At 49.6% G+C, this 15,662-nt stretch carries 12 protein-coding genes; 8 read left to right on the top strand and 4 right to left on the bottom strand.

Annotation, left to right across the window (positions count from 1 at the left end; all coding sequences use genetic code 11):
* Window positions 1-7: 7 nt before the first annotated feature.
* Entirely contained in the window at window positions 8-1,630 is a 1,623-nt protein-coding gene (locus tag AC55FS_RS09460; RefSeq protein ID WP_496935838.1) for a sensor histidine kinase, read from the top strand.
* 127 nt (window positions 1,631-1,757) lie between these two features.
* Window positions 1,758-2,549: a DODA-type extradiol aromatic ring-opening family dioxygenase gene (locus AC55FS_RS09455; RefSeq protein WP_496935837.1), complete on the top strand. Its 792-nt coding sequence runs from the start codon at window positions 1,758-1,760 to the stop codon at window positions 2,547-2,549.
* Window positions 2,550-2,609: 60 nt separating this feature from the next.
* On the opposite strand, the gene AC55FS_RS09450 is transcribed toward AC55FS_RS09455, so the two are convergent.
* Complete coding sequence (locus AC55FS_RS09450) at window positions 2,610-3,287, bottom strand: PH domain-containing protein (RefSeq protein ID WP_496935835.1); 678 nt, start codon at window positions 3,285-3,287, stop codon at window positions 2,610-2,612.
* 233 nt (window positions 3,288-3,520) lie between these two features.
* On the opposite strand from AC55FS_RS09450, the gene AC55FS_RS09445 reads away from it, so the two are divergent.
* The 4 genes from AC55FS_RS09445 (at window position 3,521) to AC55FS_RS09430 (ending at window position 8,855) form a co-directional block, all read left to right on the top strand.
* The gene (locus AC55FS_RS09445; protein ID WP_496935834.1) at window positions 3,521-4,360 is read left to right on the top strand and encodes a hypothetical protein; all 840 of its coding nucleotides are present in this window, start codon (window positions 3,521-3,523) and stop codon (window positions 4,358-4,360) included.
* Window positions 4,361-4,496: 136 nt separating this feature from the next.
* Window positions 4,497-5,867: a sigma-54 interaction domain-containing protein gene (locus AC55FS_RS09440; protein WP_496935833.1), complete on the top strand. Its 1,371-nt coding sequence runs from the start codon at window positions 4,497-4,499 to the stop codon at window positions 5,865-5,867.
* Window positions 5,868-6,178: 311 nt separating this feature from the next.
* The gene (locus AC55FS_RS09435) at window positions 6,179-7,741 is read left to right on the top strand and encodes a BCCT family transporter (RefSeq protein WP_496935832.1); all 1,563 of its coding nucleotides are present in this window, start codon (window positions 6,179-6,181) and stop codon (window positions 7,739-7,741) included.
* Window positions 7,734-8,855: a mandelate racemase/muconate lactonizing enzyme family protein gene (locus AC55FS_RS09430; protein WP_496935831.1), complete on the top strand. Its 1,122-nt coding sequence runs from the start codon at window positions 7,734-7,736 to the stop codon at window positions 8,853-8,855. The genes AC55FS_RS09435 and AC55FS_RS09430 overlap by 8 nt, the downstream gene beginning before the upstream one ends.
* Before the next feature lie 324 nt (window positions 8,856-9,179).
* Here AC55FS_RS09430 and AC55FS_RS09425 read toward each other — a convergent pair whose 3' ends face one another.
* From AC55FS_RS09425 to AC55FS_RS09415, 3 genes are all read right to left on the bottom strand, one after another.
* A complete protein-coding gene (locus tag AC55FS_RS09425) occupies window positions 9,180-9,839 on the bottom strand; it encodes an XRE family transcriptional regulator (protein WP_496935830.1) in 660 nt (219 codons plus the stop codon).
* 683 nt (window positions 9,840-10,522) lie between these two features.
* Complete coding sequence (locus AC55FS_RS09420) at window positions 10,523-11,119, bottom strand: hypothetical protein (RefSeq protein WP_496935829.1); 597 nt, start codon at window positions 11,117-11,119, stop codon at window positions 10,523-10,525.
* Between the two features lie 310 nt (window positions 11,120-11,429).
* Window positions 11,430-12,245, bottom strand: a complete 816-nt coding sequence (locus AC55FS_RS09415; protein WP_496935828.1) for a helix-turn-helix domain-containing protein — start codon at window positions 12,243-12,245, stop codon at window positions 11,430-11,432.
* 398 nt (window positions 12,246-12,643) lie between these two features.
* Here AC55FS_RS09415 and AC55FS_RS09410 point away from each other — a divergent pair, with 398 nt between their 5' ends.
* Both AC55FS_RS09410 and AC55FS_RS09405 read left to right on the top strand, forming a co-directional pair.
* Window positions 12,644-14,116, top strand: a complete 1,473-nt coding sequence (locus AC55FS_RS09410; RefSeq protein WP_496935827.1) for an alanine/glycine:cation symporter family protein — start codon at window positions 12,644-12,646, stop codon at window positions 14,114-14,116.
* A gap of 147 nt (window positions 14,117-14,263) precedes the next feature.
* The gene (locus AC55FS_RS09405; RefSeq protein WP_496935826.1) at window positions 14,264-15,661 is read left to right on the top strand and encodes an aspartate ammonia-lyase; all 1,398 of its coding nucleotides are present in this window, start codon (window positions 14,264-14,266) and stop codon (window positions 15,659-15,661) included.
* Window position 15,662 lies beyond the last annotated feature (1 nt).

Below are 15,662 nucleotides of genomic sequence, written 5' to 3'. Positions count from 1 at the left end.
TTGTTTCATGGCAGATACCGCCTCCAGCACTGAAGATTCAGTGTTTCATGGCATTCGGCGCCAGTCGTTGGTGTGGCGCATCATTCTTTACTTTGCTGTGGCATCGCTGGCATTAGCGGTTTCTGTGGGTGCTGCCATTGCCTACTGGAACTACCAGCAACAACTGCAAACCTTTGAACATCGCCTCGACGATATTCGTTCTAGCTACTTAGAGTCGCTTGGCTTTAGCCTGTGGTTTTACGACGAGGTGCAAATTCGAACCCAGGTGCAGGGCATCGAGAACCTCGATGCTATCGCTTATGTCCGAGTCACCGATAATTTGAATCTGAATATTGAGCGCGGTACTCGTCCCCATCGCGATCATATTTATGAAATGGATATTCAATTCAACGAGCGCATGTTGGGCAAACTAGAGATCGCCTTTGACCGTGATGCTGTGCTGGATGCCGCCTATCAAACTGCCGTATCCAGCATTATTGCCCAGCTTATTAGTATGTTATTACTGGCGACCTTGTTAGGAACTGTAGTGCACCGGCTGATTAACCGGCGAGTACGCTCCATGGCAGAGGAGGTCAACGACCGCCTCAGGTCAGAAAACTATGAACCCTTATCTATTCGCCAAAGTCACGCTGGCGATGAGATCGACACCCTAATCGAAGCCTTCAATTCACTCAGTGCTCAAATGAACAGTGAGCTGGAACAGCGTACCTTTGCCCAACAACAACTGAAAAACATCAATGCTGAACTCGAAGATCGAGTGAAAGAGCGCACCATTAACCTGCAAAAAACCGTCGATGAGTTAAACCATACGCTATCCGAGCTGCATAACACCCAGAGCAAGCTGATCGAAGCAGAGAAGCTGTCATCATTGGGCGGCATGGTGGCCGGCATCGCTCACGAAATAAACACCCCCCTGGGCCTTTGCATCACCATACATTCTTACATTAACGACAATTACCAAATCGTGCGTGAGCGCTTTGATAGCGGCAATATCCGTAAACAGGATTTTATCGATTTCACCGATATGATGGATGAAAGCCTGGGCATTTTAGATAAGAACTTGCAACGTGCTGCTCACCTGATTAAGAGTTTTAAGCAGGTATCGGAGGATCAAACCGGCGAGCATATTCGCGACTTCTTATTACGCGACTACTTGCAGGAAGTGATGGAAACTCTGTCGCCCAAATTTAAACAAACCCAGCACCAAGTCACCATTGATTGCTCTCCCACCTTACGTTTGCAAACATTACCCGGTGCCATTTCCCAGGTGATTACCAACCTGGTGATGAACTCGCTGCTGCATGGTTTTGAAGGCCGTAATGATGGCCATATCGAAATGATGTGCGCCGAAGAGCGCGGCAATGTCATTATTCGCTATCGCGACGACGGCAGCGGCTTGTCAGCTGAGGCTAAGCAGAAAATATTTGATCCTTTCTACACTACCAAGCGCGGCCAGGGCGGCACTGGCTTAGGCATGCATCTGGTGTACAACATTGTCAGCCAGCGCCTACAAGGTGAAATCATGATTGAAGAGGTCGATAGCGGAACGGCGTTTCGTTTAGTGATCCCGAAAAAAATCAGTGCCAGCGACGATGTCGATCAGCTTAATGACGCCCAAGGGCAGGCGTAATCTCAACTGTGCAACCACACACAATCATTGTGCGACCTAGGCCTAACTGCTTGCCCAAGGGTTTGCGACACTTAGGGTCTGAATAGTGTTAACAGGCCTTAGCCTAATTCATTGATCGAGGTTGCCCATGTCGTCTTCCGTGCTGTATTTGTCCCACGGTGGTGGACCACTGCCGTTACTGGGCGACGCTAGTCACCAGGATATGCTAGACACCCTCCACAACATCACCACGCGGCTAGAGAAGCCCAGCGCCATTGTCGTTATTAGTGCCCATTGGGAGACTGACGTCATTCGAGTGACCAGCGCCGCAGCGCCGCCTTTGCTGTATGATTATTACGGTTTTGAGCAGGCTGCATACCAACTTCAGTATCCGGTGGCAGGGAATCCTGAACTGGCCAAAGCGCTGATCATGCAGCTGAAAAAAGCGAACATCGCCTGTGAGCCTGAGCCACAACGCGGCCTAGATCACGGCGTATTTATACCGCTGCTGTGTATGTATCCGAATGCTGATACTCCCTGCATACAGTTATCATTGCAGCAACAACTTGAGCCGGAGTTTCATATCAAACTCGGCCAAGCATTAGCGCCGTTAGCACAGCAAGATGTGTTATTTATGGGCTCTGGATTTTCCTTTCACAATATGCAGGCGTTTTTTAGGGGCACAGACAACGACGATAAAAATCTCGAGTTTGAGCACTGGCTACAGCACACCATGACGTCGACTGATATCACCGAGGAGCAGCGCTATCAACGTTTACTGCAGTGGCAGCAGGCCCCCTACGCACGTTACTGCCACCCTCGCGAAGAGCACCTTTTACCTCTGCATGTGTGTTATGGCATTGCAGGTACGCAGAGTACACAAGCCTTCCAGGCAGATATTCTGCATAAACGCGCTAGCTTCTTTTTATGGCAGTTGTAAACTCAGCAGAGATAAGCCACAAAAACTCGCATTGACTAATGCATCAATGCACCTTTTCGATCATGCATTCAGTAACTTGGCTTTCAGGGTTTCAAATTCAACATCGTTAATGGCTCCCTGATCCAGCAACGCCTTGGCTTCGGATATTTTGGCCAAGATATCCTGTCCATTGTCGTCTTCGTCCCCAACAGAGCCAACGCTCAGTTCCATGTGGGTTCCGCCACTGGCTGCACGGTGCTGTTCCATCTCCCGCACACGATGTTTTTCTTCCCAGCTTTGCTCTTGAGCCTGCGCATAACGGTACAACTCAGTGGCCGCCTCTGAATCGACGTTAATATCAAAAGGAGCACCTTGACGATGCGTGACATGAATAAGACTGCCAGCAAATGTCGGAATAATATTTTGCTCTACTTGAGCATCACGTACGTCTTTCCATTGAATGTCAGCCATTTTGTAGCCGCCAAACAAGGGGCGCTTAAACAACAGCACACGACTATCCGTGATCATTAGAACGCTACGACGATGAAACAAAGCAAAAGGGCGCTTTTCATGCACGCTGCATAATAGCTGTTCGCCCGCCATTAATGTTTGCTGAAACTTTTGCTTATCAGTATCGAGTCGCTTGGCCCCCTTCACCAACATAACCACATGCAATAAGAGGAACGGTATACCGACAATAGAAAACAGCATGACCATACTGTAAAGGATAAACACGATCGAAGTGGTGATAGCCGCCATTGAATTGCTCCCTGCATAGCGTTTTTAGAACAGCTAAGGATTTTGTGCAGAAAAGCCTGCTAAGTCAACGCAACAAAGCTCGCCTAAGCAATCAAACCAGTGCTCTGGAATCAACTGTTGCATTTTTACGCCTGTCTAACAGCAAATAAGGTCAATATGATACAAGACAGCAAGCACGCCTAGGCCGTAGAAAGGCCAGCTAAAACACCAAATGTTCCCGCACGGAGGCAATCATGCAAAGCCCCAAACCAATACTACTAGTGACTGCTCTACTGAGTGGCTGCGGTGGTGATAGTGACAACAATACAAACATCGAAACATTGCATAACCATGATAGATTGACTCTCGGCACGTTGGCCCAAGCACACACTATTTTGGATACTTTGCGGTTTTTTTATTTACCCGAGCCCAACCAAGCCGCTCTGGCCATCGTCAGTGCCGATATTGCTGCCCTAGATTCCGGTCAAATTAGTGTTAGAAACTACCAAGGCAATGCGCCGATCGCCTTGAAGGCATCTGCACGAGACTTCTCAAGCACAACGGTGGGGACATGGGATATGGGAGCCGAACGCCGCCTACAGTGGGTGTATTTCCCTGCCAATAGCGCCACAGAAGTGACGCTGGATATTTATACCAGTCGTGGAGACCAATCTCTTCCTTTCGCGTTTGCATTACTAGAGCCACAGCGATCGACATTAAATCTAATCGACGGAGAATCCCTGGTGCATGGTACCCGCACTGTTACACAACGCTGTCATGGTGGATTCACCGGCGAAGCATTACCTGCAACCACGTACGACTATACTTGGCAATTTATTGTCAATTTCAGAGACGGCTATTTAGAAGATGCCACAGGCAATAGAATCGCGCTGCAAACGCAAATCGATAACCGCTTTAGCACGAGCCAAAGCGTGGTAGATTTCAGCGAGCGTCCTGAAATACCGATTACCTACCAGTACGACCCAGCTCAAAGCACGGTAACCGCTGAAGGTGAGTCTGAAGCCTTTGATATTGATGACGGCCAAGCCAGCTGTGTTATTGAGTATCGCTACCATGGCCAGGTGGTGCTTTAACACTGAGTCCGGTAACCATACTGCTCAGTAACTGAGTTGAACCCCACAAGCCCAAATTATGTTGGGCTTGTCTCATCAAAGCCACGTTGTGTGCGATACTAGATCACCATACTGATATCCACACAATGAGACCGATATGGCAGATACCCACGAGCACTTTGGCATTGGCTACGCTGAATTTGCCCGTCTGATCGATCATTTACATGATGAAATCGTCATTTATGATCGCCACTATCGCATTGTCTACGTCAATAAAGCCTGTGCCCGCCATTATGGTTTTAGCCAAGCAGAAATGATTGGCCAGGATTTTCAACATTTTGCCAATGAAAATCGCTGCTGGAACAACTCGGTGTTGCCGACTGTGTACCAACTTAAAAAGTCCCTTTCGACGGTGCAGCGCACGGCGATGAATACAGAGATTCTGACCATTGCAACGCCGTTGCTGGACGCTCACGGCGAAGTCGACTATGTATTGATGAATGTGCGCGATTTATCCACCGACGCCCATGTTCAGCGCTTGCAAGACATTATTAATCAGCCGGACACTCTGGTTGAACCAAGGCTACAGGGGCTGGTTCATCGCAGCGAATCTATGCAGCAAGTGCTGCAACTGGCGCAGCAAATGTGTGATTCAACCTCACCTTGTTTGATATTGGGCGAAACCGGCAGTGGTAAAAGCCTGCTGGCCAAATACATTCACCATCATAGCCCACGTCGCGACGCGCCCTTTGTGGTGGTGAATTGCGCCAGCATCCCTAATGATTTATTTGAGTCGGAATTATTCGGTCATACGCGCGGCGCCTTTACCGGTGCCATGAAAGATAAAACCGGGCTATTCGCCCAGGCCGAGGGCGGCACTCTATTTTTGGACGAAATCTCAGAGCTGCCACTGGCTATGCAGGCAAAATTACTGCATGCCGTGCAAGAGCGCGAATACCGTCCCGTAGGCGCCAATGCCATGCGCCAAGCCGATGTTAAATTACTCACCGCCAGCAACCGTGATTTATTCGCCATGGTGCATAACGGCGCCTTTCGTGAAGACTTGTACTACCGCCTCAATGTGTTTGAAATTCAGTTGCCGCCGCTGCGCCAGCGCCGGGAAGATTTACTGCCACTGGCATATTTTTATCTCAGTCACTTTAACCAACGTTACCAAAAGGCCCGCAGTCTTAGCGATGAAGCACTGAATGTGATGCAAGCCTACAACTGGCCCGGCAATGTGCGAGAGCTGGCCCACGTGATCGAACGCTTAGTCGTGACCGTGCAAAGCGATGCCATCACAGTACAGGACTTACCCGCCAGTTTGTATGAAACCCACGATTTTGACCGCCCTGCGGCTGCACAGCCTTTTGCCAACTGCGACGATTTGGACAAAACCCTGGAGCAAGTTGAAAAGCGCTTGATTCAGGCCGCCGTAAAGCAACACGGCAGCAGCCGCCAGGTCGCTGCGGCACTGAATATCAGTCAAAGCAAGGCCACACGCCTGATGCGTAAGTATTCGAGCTAGCAAACTCCTACCATTGAGTCACAATCAACTCACTGAGTCATTAATGACTCATTTTCTCAGCCATCTGGCTGACGATCGATGCCAGGGCCATCTGGCTGTATTCACCGCCTATTTTCGAGTCAAAAATGACTCAAAATGAATAGATCCAGAATCCCAAATGCCGCTCAACCCCTTGTTTTAACAGACTTTTCCAGAGAAATTCCAAACTGGCACGGTGACTGCTAAAGCCATTGATTCAGCCTAAGCTGATATCACACCGTGCAGACATGTGCTCGGACAAACACCATCTACCTGAATTTGAGGAATAGAAGATGGCGACGAATAACAATAAACCTCAAGTGGATCGCGGTATTTTCTTCAGCTCGCTAGCGCTGCTGATGCTAATTATCGTGCCACTCGCCCTCTACCCAGACGCCGGCTCCGATGTGCTGGGCAAGATTCTGTCTTACACCACCCACCAGCTCGGCTGGATCTATTTGCTGTTTGCCCTCATCGTTATGGGCTTGTTGGTTTATCTGGCGTTTGGCCGTTTTGGCCATATTCGCTTTGGTGAAGAGCCGCCCGAGTTTTCTACCTTCTCCTGGATCGGCATGATTTTTACCGCCGGCATTGGTTCCAGTATTTTATACTGGGCACCGCAAGAGTGGGCCTACTATTACAAAGCACCGCCCTTCGGTGCCGATGCCTTCACTCCAGAGGCCGCAGAACTGGCGATTGGCTATGGGTTTTTCCATTGGGGCTTAAGCGCCTGGGCCATTTTCTGCATTCCCGCCCTGCCCATTGCCTATCAGTATTTTGTGAAAAAGCGTCCTTTTTTACGTCTTAGCCAAGCTTGCACTGAAACTCTGGGTGAAAAGCATACTCACGGTTGGGTCGGCAAGGTCATCGACATTGCGGTTATTTTTGGCATTTTAGGTGGTCTAGGAACCACCATAGGGCTGGGCACACCTATGGTGTCTACCCTAATAGGCAGCATATTTGGCGTTGAAGCCGGCTTTGGTCTTAACCTGATTGTGATGGCCATTTGGGTGTTGATGTTTTCTGCCAGCGTTAGTCTCGGCCTGCAAAAAGGCATTAAACGCTTAAGCGATGCCAACATGTTATTAGCACTGGTATTTTTGGGTGCTATTTTGGTCGTTGGACCAACAGCTTTCATTATTAACAGCATGCTCTCTGGCATGGGCTTTATGCTGGATAACTTTATGCATATGAGCTTGTGGACGGACTCCATCGCCGAAGGCGGTTTCCCTCAAAACTGGACCATCTTCTACTGGGCTTGGTGGGTATCTTGGGCACCCTTTGTCTCTATTTTTATTGCTCGTATTTCTCGCGGCCGCACCATTCGTGAAACCATCTTTACCGTAGTGGGTTTTGGCAGCCTGGGCTGCTGGATTTATTACGCCGTCTTAGGCAACTACGGCTTATATCAAGAGGTAAAGCAAGGAGCTGAAATCACACAGGTTCTGGCCGAACAAGGCGGTAGCGCCACGGTTTTGGCCGTGCTGTCGAGCCTGCCATGGCCAACCCTAGCTGTGGTGGTGTACACCATTTTAGCCTTTATCTGCCTGGCCACCTCGTTGGATTCCGCTGCTTATACCTTATCAGCCATTGCCACCGATGACCTTGAGCAACACCAAGACCCTGCCCTTTGGCACCGGATTTTCTGGGCCTTTGCACTGGCCGCACTGCCGTTAACGCTGATTTTAATTGGCGGCGGCAAAGAAGGTAGTTTAAAAGCCATTCAGACCTGCTCCATTGTGTTAGCACTGCCACTAACCCTGGTATTGTCTTTGGTGATTTATAACTTCTTTAAAGTATTAAAACAGCCCCACAGCGACAAAGATGTGTGCGCTCCAGGAGCCGAGCATGGCTAACACCATTGAGCGCATCCGCATCGAGCTGTACAACCCTGCAAAAGAACATATTCAGCTTGGGCAGCACAGTGGCGTCGTGGTCGAAGGCCTGCTGCTATGCCGTATTACCACTCGCGAAGGTATCGAAGGCTGTGCCGGTTTAACCACCTACACAGAATATGATATCGACCGCTCGATTTATGCCAGCGCCTGCAGTGCCGCACGAGCGGTACTGGGTATGGACGCCAATGCACGCGAGCAAATCAATCAAAAACTGTGGCGGCGCTATGATTTTTTGCGAGCCCAAAGCAGCTCATTGATTGATTTGGCATTATGGGATGCCGCCGGCAAGGCGGCCAACCTACCCTTACATCAACTATTGGGTAGCGCGCGCCAGCGCGTGCCCGTTTATGCCAGCATTCCGACTTTCGCCAATATAGACGCCTATATAGACCAGGTCGGCAAATTATCGACTCAGCCCTACCACGCCATCAAGATTCATCCGTTTTGTGAGCTAAAGCAAGACCTAGAGCTTATCGAGGAGTTAGCTAATAACTTTAACGGCCAGCAAACCTTTTATTTTGATGCCGAAGGTCAATACAGTCGCGAGGCGGCCGTCAAAATAGGCCAGGCACTGAGCCTCCATGATTGCTTTGAGTTTTTTGAAGCACCCATGTCCGATATGGATTTAGACGGCCATGCTTGGCTTAGATCGCGGGTCAATATTCCACTGGTGATGAGCGGTATTGAGATTTTCTCACCGGCGCTACAGGCCCACGTTATTAACCAAGGCTGCTGCGATCGCCTGCGTTTTGATACCAGCTTAACCGGCGGCGTGACCGTGGCGAAAAAGCTGATGGCCCAAGCCGAAGCAGCCGGACTGCCCTGCGAAATACAAAGCTGGGGCTTTGCCACCACACAAGCCGCTAACTTGCATATGATGCTAAGCAGCAACAACGCTACCGGCTTTGAACAGGCCGTACCCTTTGAGCCCTATAACTGGGGCACTCACGATGGCTTTGTCATGGATAACGAAGGTTATGTTAGCGCCAATCAAAAGCCGGGCTTAGGCGTCGACTATATTGATGACATTATTCAGCCCTGCCGGGTGGAAGTGTGCGAGGTAACGAGGTAAAACTTTATACCTATGTGAAAGGATGCTGGCGTGTATACGCTAGTATCCTACCTTCCAAAAGGCTTGAGCTTCGCTTTAAACAGCAGCCAACACCTGCATTTTCGTTTCTTGAAACATAGATTTTGAGTAAATCGTGCTACTAGCACTACTAACCGTGATTTTCACCAGCGTTTATACCCCCAGCTCGAGCACTCGAATTTGGTGCTCTTCCCTGACGAGGATGAGTAAAGCGTTGACATAAGCACGAACGCCCTACCCAAAATACCTGCAACACAACGCTGTTTTACGATTACACTTTGCAGTTGGCTGCCGTTTTATGATGAGTTACCTCACCCGCCGACTGCACCAAACGACTTTGCCTACAATTTGCACTTGCTCATCGTCCGGATCCAGCGCCCAAGCCGGAAAGTTGCTGTTGTCACTTATCACCTGAATACCAGAGCCTTCACGACGCAGACGTTTCGTTATCAAACCATCAGAATGATTCAGCACATAAATGCCGTTATTTTGCAGCTGCTGCTGAGCTAGATCGACCAGGATCATATCGCCATCCTCCAGCGTTGGCTGCATAGAGTCCCCACTAACATGAATAAACAGCAGCCGATCACCAGAAATACGCAGCGTTCTGTTCAACCATTGGCGGTCGAGGACAAACTGCTGCTCTAGATCTTCGCTAAAACCGCTGGAACCAAAACCCGCACTGGCCTGAACATCCAGTACAGGAGCATAAACTAGGTCATTTGCAGCATTGGCTGCAGGGGTCATACCCTGGACACGATCGGCCTGATCCCCCGTAAGCAACCAGGTAATATCGACATTCAATTGCTCATAAATGGTCTCAAGATAACGCATCGAAGGCCGAGACTGACCGCGACAAATTTTATAAACATGGCTTGGTGATTTGCCCGTTAGGCGGGCAAACTGTGCTTTATTGCCATCGCAAAGGGTATCGATCACATAATTAAAGCGCTGACTCAGGCTCATAGGACGCAGTTCGCATAAAAGTTCGCCATGATACGGCTAAGCAATGGGAATGTCAGCGCCCATTGATACAGCATTTAGAAAGGTATGCCAGCTGCAATAGTGATTGCTTAAGCTAGTATCTGCTCAACTGATACGCACTGTAATACACCAAAGGCACGGACAACAGCGTCCAAAACCAGGGCTGCAAGAACGATCCAAGGCCCGTTGGCAACCAAGCACCAAAGCAAAGTTATGCCTTGATGCCTGAAAGCACCTATGCCTATAAAAGACGAGTTGATACAGAGGACCAAACTATCGCTTTAATCTTTCACCACAGTGATAACAATTATCTCTAGGCAAGGGCAAACTTAGCGTGGATAGAGAGCGAACTATTTAAGACCGTCGACAATCAGGACTTGGACATGATAACAAGCCAAGCGAACCATTTAAAATATGACACCCACCTGCAATCCACGCGGTTGTACAAACTTATGGATTAGGTTCTTCATGTTTCCGCCAATCAAAAGCTTGGATTAGTACTGGCATTCATTGACGACATAACTCACCCGATTGAGCAAAAATGTACTCGACCACTAACCCCCTCATTACCGGCAACACACAGACGCATGACCAAAGCAACAAACTGCTCCTTACATTGACGACACTTAACCAGAAACAGCTGTATTGAAAAACCGGGAGCAAAGTTACTTTTCAGCAGACGCTCGACCCACCTCTGCTTCATCTAAAACCTTACGAATCAGATTGTGCTCTACGTCTTTTCTCCAATTGCGCCCTTCAATATTGTCAGGATTCGAACGAAATACATTAAACCAAGACCGCGTTGTCGATAAGCTGACATCACGCTCAACTTTAACCTGTTCTGCTGGATCCGAGTACATTACCGAGTAGCTAGTGGATTCATAGTAAGGAATAAAACCTATCGATAAAAAATGCAACAACATAGTAAAACCACTCAAGATTTTTGGAGTATTACTCTCTTCAATCTTTATCGTCGCCGCTTCGGCATCATTAGACGGGAAGACCTTATAGCCACGACCCCTAAAATGACTAACGACAAACTCTATACGCTCCTTATTTGTGCATTTACTACGCACTCTATAGGCAGATGTGTCACTCACATGACATTGCATATCAGCATCGATGACCAACGCTTTTGGGTAATAAGTAGCTTCTCTGGAAGCCTCCTGAGGCTCCGGAACCTCTAGCAAACTCTGATCAGAGATCGAATAGGTCGTACATCCAGAAGTGATTAACACAAGGCATACTATAAAAAGTCTCATAACTACCTTCATATGTTTAATGGTTAGCACAATGCACTGAAGCGCTGAGTTGAAATTCAAGGAAACTACTACGGCTCAACCTTCAAACAACCAACCCATCCAAACTCCTCTTTTCGCGAGATCAAGCATTTGGTTACACTCACGCCCGATTCGCAAACGTTAAGCAGAATTAAACCTCGTTGCCCATGTCACACAAGCAGCGCAGCCTTTAGAGCATCGATCGAACGGTAATGCCTCCATGCTGTCTGGCTTTGGCACGGCACACGACCTTTCATCTGAAACAGCTAATATCTTAGCATAGTAACGTCGATCAAGGCCTAGCACGAAAATGCCACTCATACATGCCCACATCGTTATGAATAGAATGGCGCACTGAATCATCAATGGCATCGGAATCCTGATTGTATAAGCCGCATAAACTCAGCGCATTAAGCACATCAACCTCTATCCCCAGGTATTCGTACACCACCCGGGCGCAGCACGGCATACGCTCACCACTACCCGACACTCCCAATTTTAAACCGGTTAATCGTGAAATTCGGTTTTTAAAGGAAGGGAATAAAATGGTTTGAGTTATTTCATGGCCACTGAGCGCTTCGTAATCGGACATGAAAATGCGGTCGGTTAAATAATGCACCGTACCCAAATATTTACCATGAAAGACTTTGTCGGTGGGTGATTCTTGCAGCCTCTCAGTGCGCTGATACACCATTTGCTCGCCCTGCTTTTCGATGCACACGAGGGTACGCAGTATTTTGCCTGGACACGCCATCGACTGGTAATACTCGAAGTAGAAACCGAGGTAGCGCTCCAGGTTGTGATTAGCACTCCACTGCTGCAACTGTTGCAAGTGTGGCCATACAGCATGATCGGTTACATCTTGCTCAGCACGTTTAGGCCTGACTTTTACCAACCGCTCAAACTGATTATGGGGCAATAAAATATCGTGTTTCTCTACCCCAAAAAAATTGCACAGCTTCATCAGCATATTAGCCGATGGGCGACTGCGACCATTTAGGTAACGATTAAACTGTGAACGATTGATATCTAACCGGCGGCAGACGTCGGCAATGGATTTATAGTAACTGCACAGCAAGCGCAGATTTAGCGATAAGTCGTCCGGCATCACTGTCTCAGATGTTGTCTCATTAAAAACATGCTCACTCACAGCCAGCGTAAGCTGGGCGAAGGTCACTTCGCGCGGCACCGTCGTTGCCCACCCAACGCCAACATCGCCTGAAACTGCCTCTACTCAAGGGGCTTAAAGGTGTCAGGGCACGGCAACGGCACGCATCTTAAAGAAAGCGCATACAAACGCACACCCTCAGCCTGATGCTAGTCGACGCTCATGTAGCACCAACTAGCATCAGTTTAGATCAAGCAGCCAAATGTTGTCAGCATCGATTTTTTGATTGCATTAGCAACTGGTGATTTACGGTCAAACGCACCTGGCAAATCGCCTGGTGATACCTGCCATCGCCATAACAATAAAAATGTGCACTGAGGGTGCCACGGGAGGAATTCATGCTCGATCTGCTCAACGATCTGCTGTGGGGCAAGCTGCTGATTGCAGTCTTACTGATTCTGGGAGTCTGGTTTACGCTGGCATCCCGCTTTGTTCAATTCCGTTATTTTGCCTCGATGTTCCGCATCCTGGGCTCGAGCCAGGCCTTTAAGCGCGACCCTAATGGCCACTTAAGTTCGTTCCAAGCGCTGGTGTTATCGGTCGCTGGCCGTGTGGGCGGCGGTAACATCGCCGGCGTAGCGGTTGCCATCGCAATGGGTGGCCCGGGTGCCGTGTTCTGGATGTGGGTGGTCGGCCTGATGGGCATGGCGACCAGCTACTTTGAGTGTACCTTGGCACAAACCTACAAAAAGGCCGAGCCCGATGGTACCTATCGCGGCGGTCCTGCGTATTACATTTCCCGCGGCCTGGGCCAGAAGTGGAAATGGCTGGCAGCGGTGTATTCGGCACTTCTGCTGGTGACCTTTGGCTTTGGCTTTACTGCGCTGCAATCTTACGCCGTGTCCACCTCGGTTGAAGACGCCTTTGGTGTACCGGCCTATTACACAGGTATTGCTTTGGCTTTAATCGTTGGCCTGATTATCTTTGGCGGCGTCAAACGTATCGCCAAAATCTCTGAAGTGCTGGTGCCGATCATGGCGCTGGGCTATATCGGTATTACACTTGTGGTACTGGGCCTGAACTTCGATGAAATTCCTGCTGCCCTGACGCTGATTGTTAAAAGTGCCTTTGGCCTTGAACCTGCCATCGGCGGTGGTATTGGCGCGGCTATTTTAATGGGCGTTAAGCGCGGCCTGTTTTCTAACGAAGCCGGCCTTGGCAGCGCGCCAAACGTGGCCGCCGTTGCTTATGTGCCACACCCTGCCAACCAAGGCATTGTGCAGTCATTTTCGGTCTTTATTGACACCATTATTTTGTGCTCATGTACGGCGCTGATTATTTTGCTGAGCGGCGCTTACGACCCAGCATCGGCCGGCACTCAAGGTGGCGTAGCGCTAACGCAAATGGCACTGGCTGACCACATTGGTGAATGGGGCCGTATGTTTGTCAGCGTGGCTCTGCTGCTGTTTGGCTTTAGCACCATCCTGTACAACTACTACCTAGGTGAAAACAGCCTGAACTACTTCAGCGAAGAAAATCAGAGCCTGTTTAATGCTTTCCGCGTGGCCATTATCTGCCTGTGCTGCGGCGGCGCCATTATGGACCTGGGTACGGTATTTGCCTTTGCTGACGTCACCATGGGCTTGCTCGCGTTGGCCAACCTAGTAGCACTGGCACTGTTGTTTAAAACCGGTCTGCGCGTCATGAAAGACTACGACCAACAGCGCGCCAGTGGCATTAAAGTGCCGGTATTTGATGCAGAGAAGTTTGCCGACTTAAATATCGACAAAGCGGCCTGGAAAATCGAAAGCAGTGACTTGCCTGCCGATGCTCAAAACAGCCAGACCACAACAACGGCCAATGCCAATTAATAACACCAAATGATTTTTACCCAGCCGAGGCGAGAAATCAGGGCCCGATAAGCCAACCCTCAGCTGAGTTGATTTTCAGACCCCAGGAGGCCTAGCCTCCTCTTTGCCGGCCCGGCTTGGGCCGGCTTTTTTAGTCCTGGAGACTTCATGACCACCCGACTTGAGCACGATTTACTCGGTGATTTAGCCGTTCCTGCCGATGCCTGGTACGGTATTCAAACCCAACGCGCAGTCAATAACTTCGCTATTACCGGCGTTGCTATTAGCCACTTTCCGCAGCTGGTAAAAGCCCTGGCACAGGTAAAACAAGCCGCTGCCCAGGCCAATCGTGATCTGGGCATTCTGGCTCCTCACAAGGCCGAAGCTATTATTGCTGCCTGTGAAGACATCGCTGATGGCGCACTCAACGATCAATTTGTTGTGGACTTAATTCAAGGTGGCGCTGGCACATCCACCAATATGAATGCCAATGAGGTGATCGCGAACCTGGCATTGCAAAAACTTGGGCACGGCAAGGGCGACTACCAGCATTTACATCCTAACGACGACGTTAATTGCTCTCAATCGACCAACGATGCCTATCCGACAGCCGCCTGCTTAGCCATTCAATTTGCCGCCGAACCCCTGGTTGAGTCTATTCGCAGCCTAGTTAACGCACTGCAGCAAAAAGGCAATGAATTTGCTGACGTTGTCAAAATGGGTCGTACTCAGTTGCAAGATGCAGTACCGATGACCTTAGGACAGGAATTTGAAGCCTTTGCCGTTAACCTGTCTGAAGATATTGACCGCCTGCATGAAGCCTGCCTGTTGTTATGTGAGGTAAATCTAGGCGGCACCGCCATCGGTACTGGCATCAACACCCATGCCGATTATTCTGAATTGGCGATCAACTATCTGGCCACACTGTCGGGCAAACCTATGGTACCGGCAGCCAACCTGATTGAAGCCACCTCAGACATGGGCGCCTTTGTATTATTCTCCGGAGTATTGCGCCGCTTTGCCATTAAACTGGGCAAAATGTCGAATGATTTGCGTTTATTATCGAGTGGCCCGCGCACCGGTTTTGGTGAAATTAAATTGCCACCCATGCAGCCTGGCTCGTCCATTATGCCAGGCAAGGTGAATCCGGTTATTCCCGAAGCCGTTAACCAAACCGCCTACCAAGTCATGGCCAATGACCTGGCGGTGACTCTGGCAGCTGAAGCGGGTCAGCTGCAATTAAATGCCATGGAGCCACTGATTATCTACAACCTGCTCAATTCCATGCGCATGCTGGGCGAAGCCTGCCACATGCTGGAGCAACGTTGCATAATCGGCATTGAAGCCAACCGCGAACGCTGTGCCGAGCTGGTGGATATCAGCATTGGTAGCATCACTGCCTTGGTTCCCCATATTGGCTACGCCAACGCATCACGCATCGCCAAACAAGCTCTGCACACTGGCGGCACAGTCAGAGAGCTGATTTTGGCCGAAGGATTGCTAAGCGAAGCAGAGCTGGAACAACTGCTCAGCCCGCAGTCGATGCTGGGGCATCGCAAATCATAAC

The sequence above is a fragment of the Bacterioplanes sp. CLAM21 genome, from assembly GCF_059641015.1.
The sequence above is the reverse complement of the archived record's forward strand: the minus strand, read 5'-3'. Positions and strand labels throughout refer to the sequence as shown.

Excerpts from the sequence above, each read along its gene's own strand:
- AC55FS_RS09445 (WP_496935834.1), top strand. The coding sequence starts at position 3,521 with ATGCAAAGCCCCAAACCAATACTACTAGTGACTGCTCTACTGAGTGGC.
- AC55FS_RS09415 (WP_496935828.1), bottom strand. The coding sequence starts at position 12,245 with ATGCCGGACGACTTATCGCTAAATCTGCGCTTGCTGTGCAGTTACTAT.
- AC55FS_RS09455 (WP_496935837.1), top strand. The coding sequence starts at position 1,758 with ATGTCGTCTTCCGTGCTGTATTTGTCCCACGGTGGTGGACCACTGCCG.
- AC55FS_RS09435 (WP_496935832.1), top strand. The coding sequence starts at position 6,179 with ATGGCGACGAATAACAATAAACCTCAAGTGGATCGCGGTATTTTCTTC.
- AC55FS_RS09450 (WP_496935835.1), bottom strand. The coding sequence starts at position 3,287 with ATGGCGGCTATCACCACTTCGATCGTGTTTATCCTTTACAGTATGGTC.
- AC55FS_RS09410 (WP_496935827.1), top strand. The coding sequence starts at position 12,644 with ATGCTCGATCTGCTCAACGATCTGCTGTGGGGCAAGCTGCTGATTGCA.
- AC55FS_RS09420 (WP_496935829.1), bottom strand. The coding sequence starts at position 11,119 with ATGAGACTTTTTATAGTATGCCTTGTGTTAATCACTTCTGGATGTACG.
- AC55FS_RS09430 (WP_496935831.1), top strand. The coding sequence starts at position 7,734 with ATGGCTAACACCATTGAGCGCATCCGCATCGAGCTGTACAACCCTGCA.
- AC55FS_RS09405 (WP_496935826.1), top strand. The coding sequence starts at position 14,264 with ATGACCACCCGACTTGAGCACGATTTACTCGGTGATTTAGCCGTTCCT.
- AC55FS_RS09460 (WP_496935838.1), top strand. The coding sequence starts at position 8 with ATGGCAGATACCGCCTCCAGCACTGAAGATTCAGTGTTTCATGGCATT.
- AC55FS_RS09440 (WP_496935833.1), top strand. The coding sequence starts at position 4,497 with ATGGCAGATACCCACGAGCACTTTGGCATTGGCTACGCTGAATTTGCC.
- AC55FS_RS09425 (WP_496935830.1), bottom strand. The coding sequence starts at position 9,839 with ATGAGCCTGAGTCAGCGCTTTAATTATGTGATCGATACCCTTTGCGAT.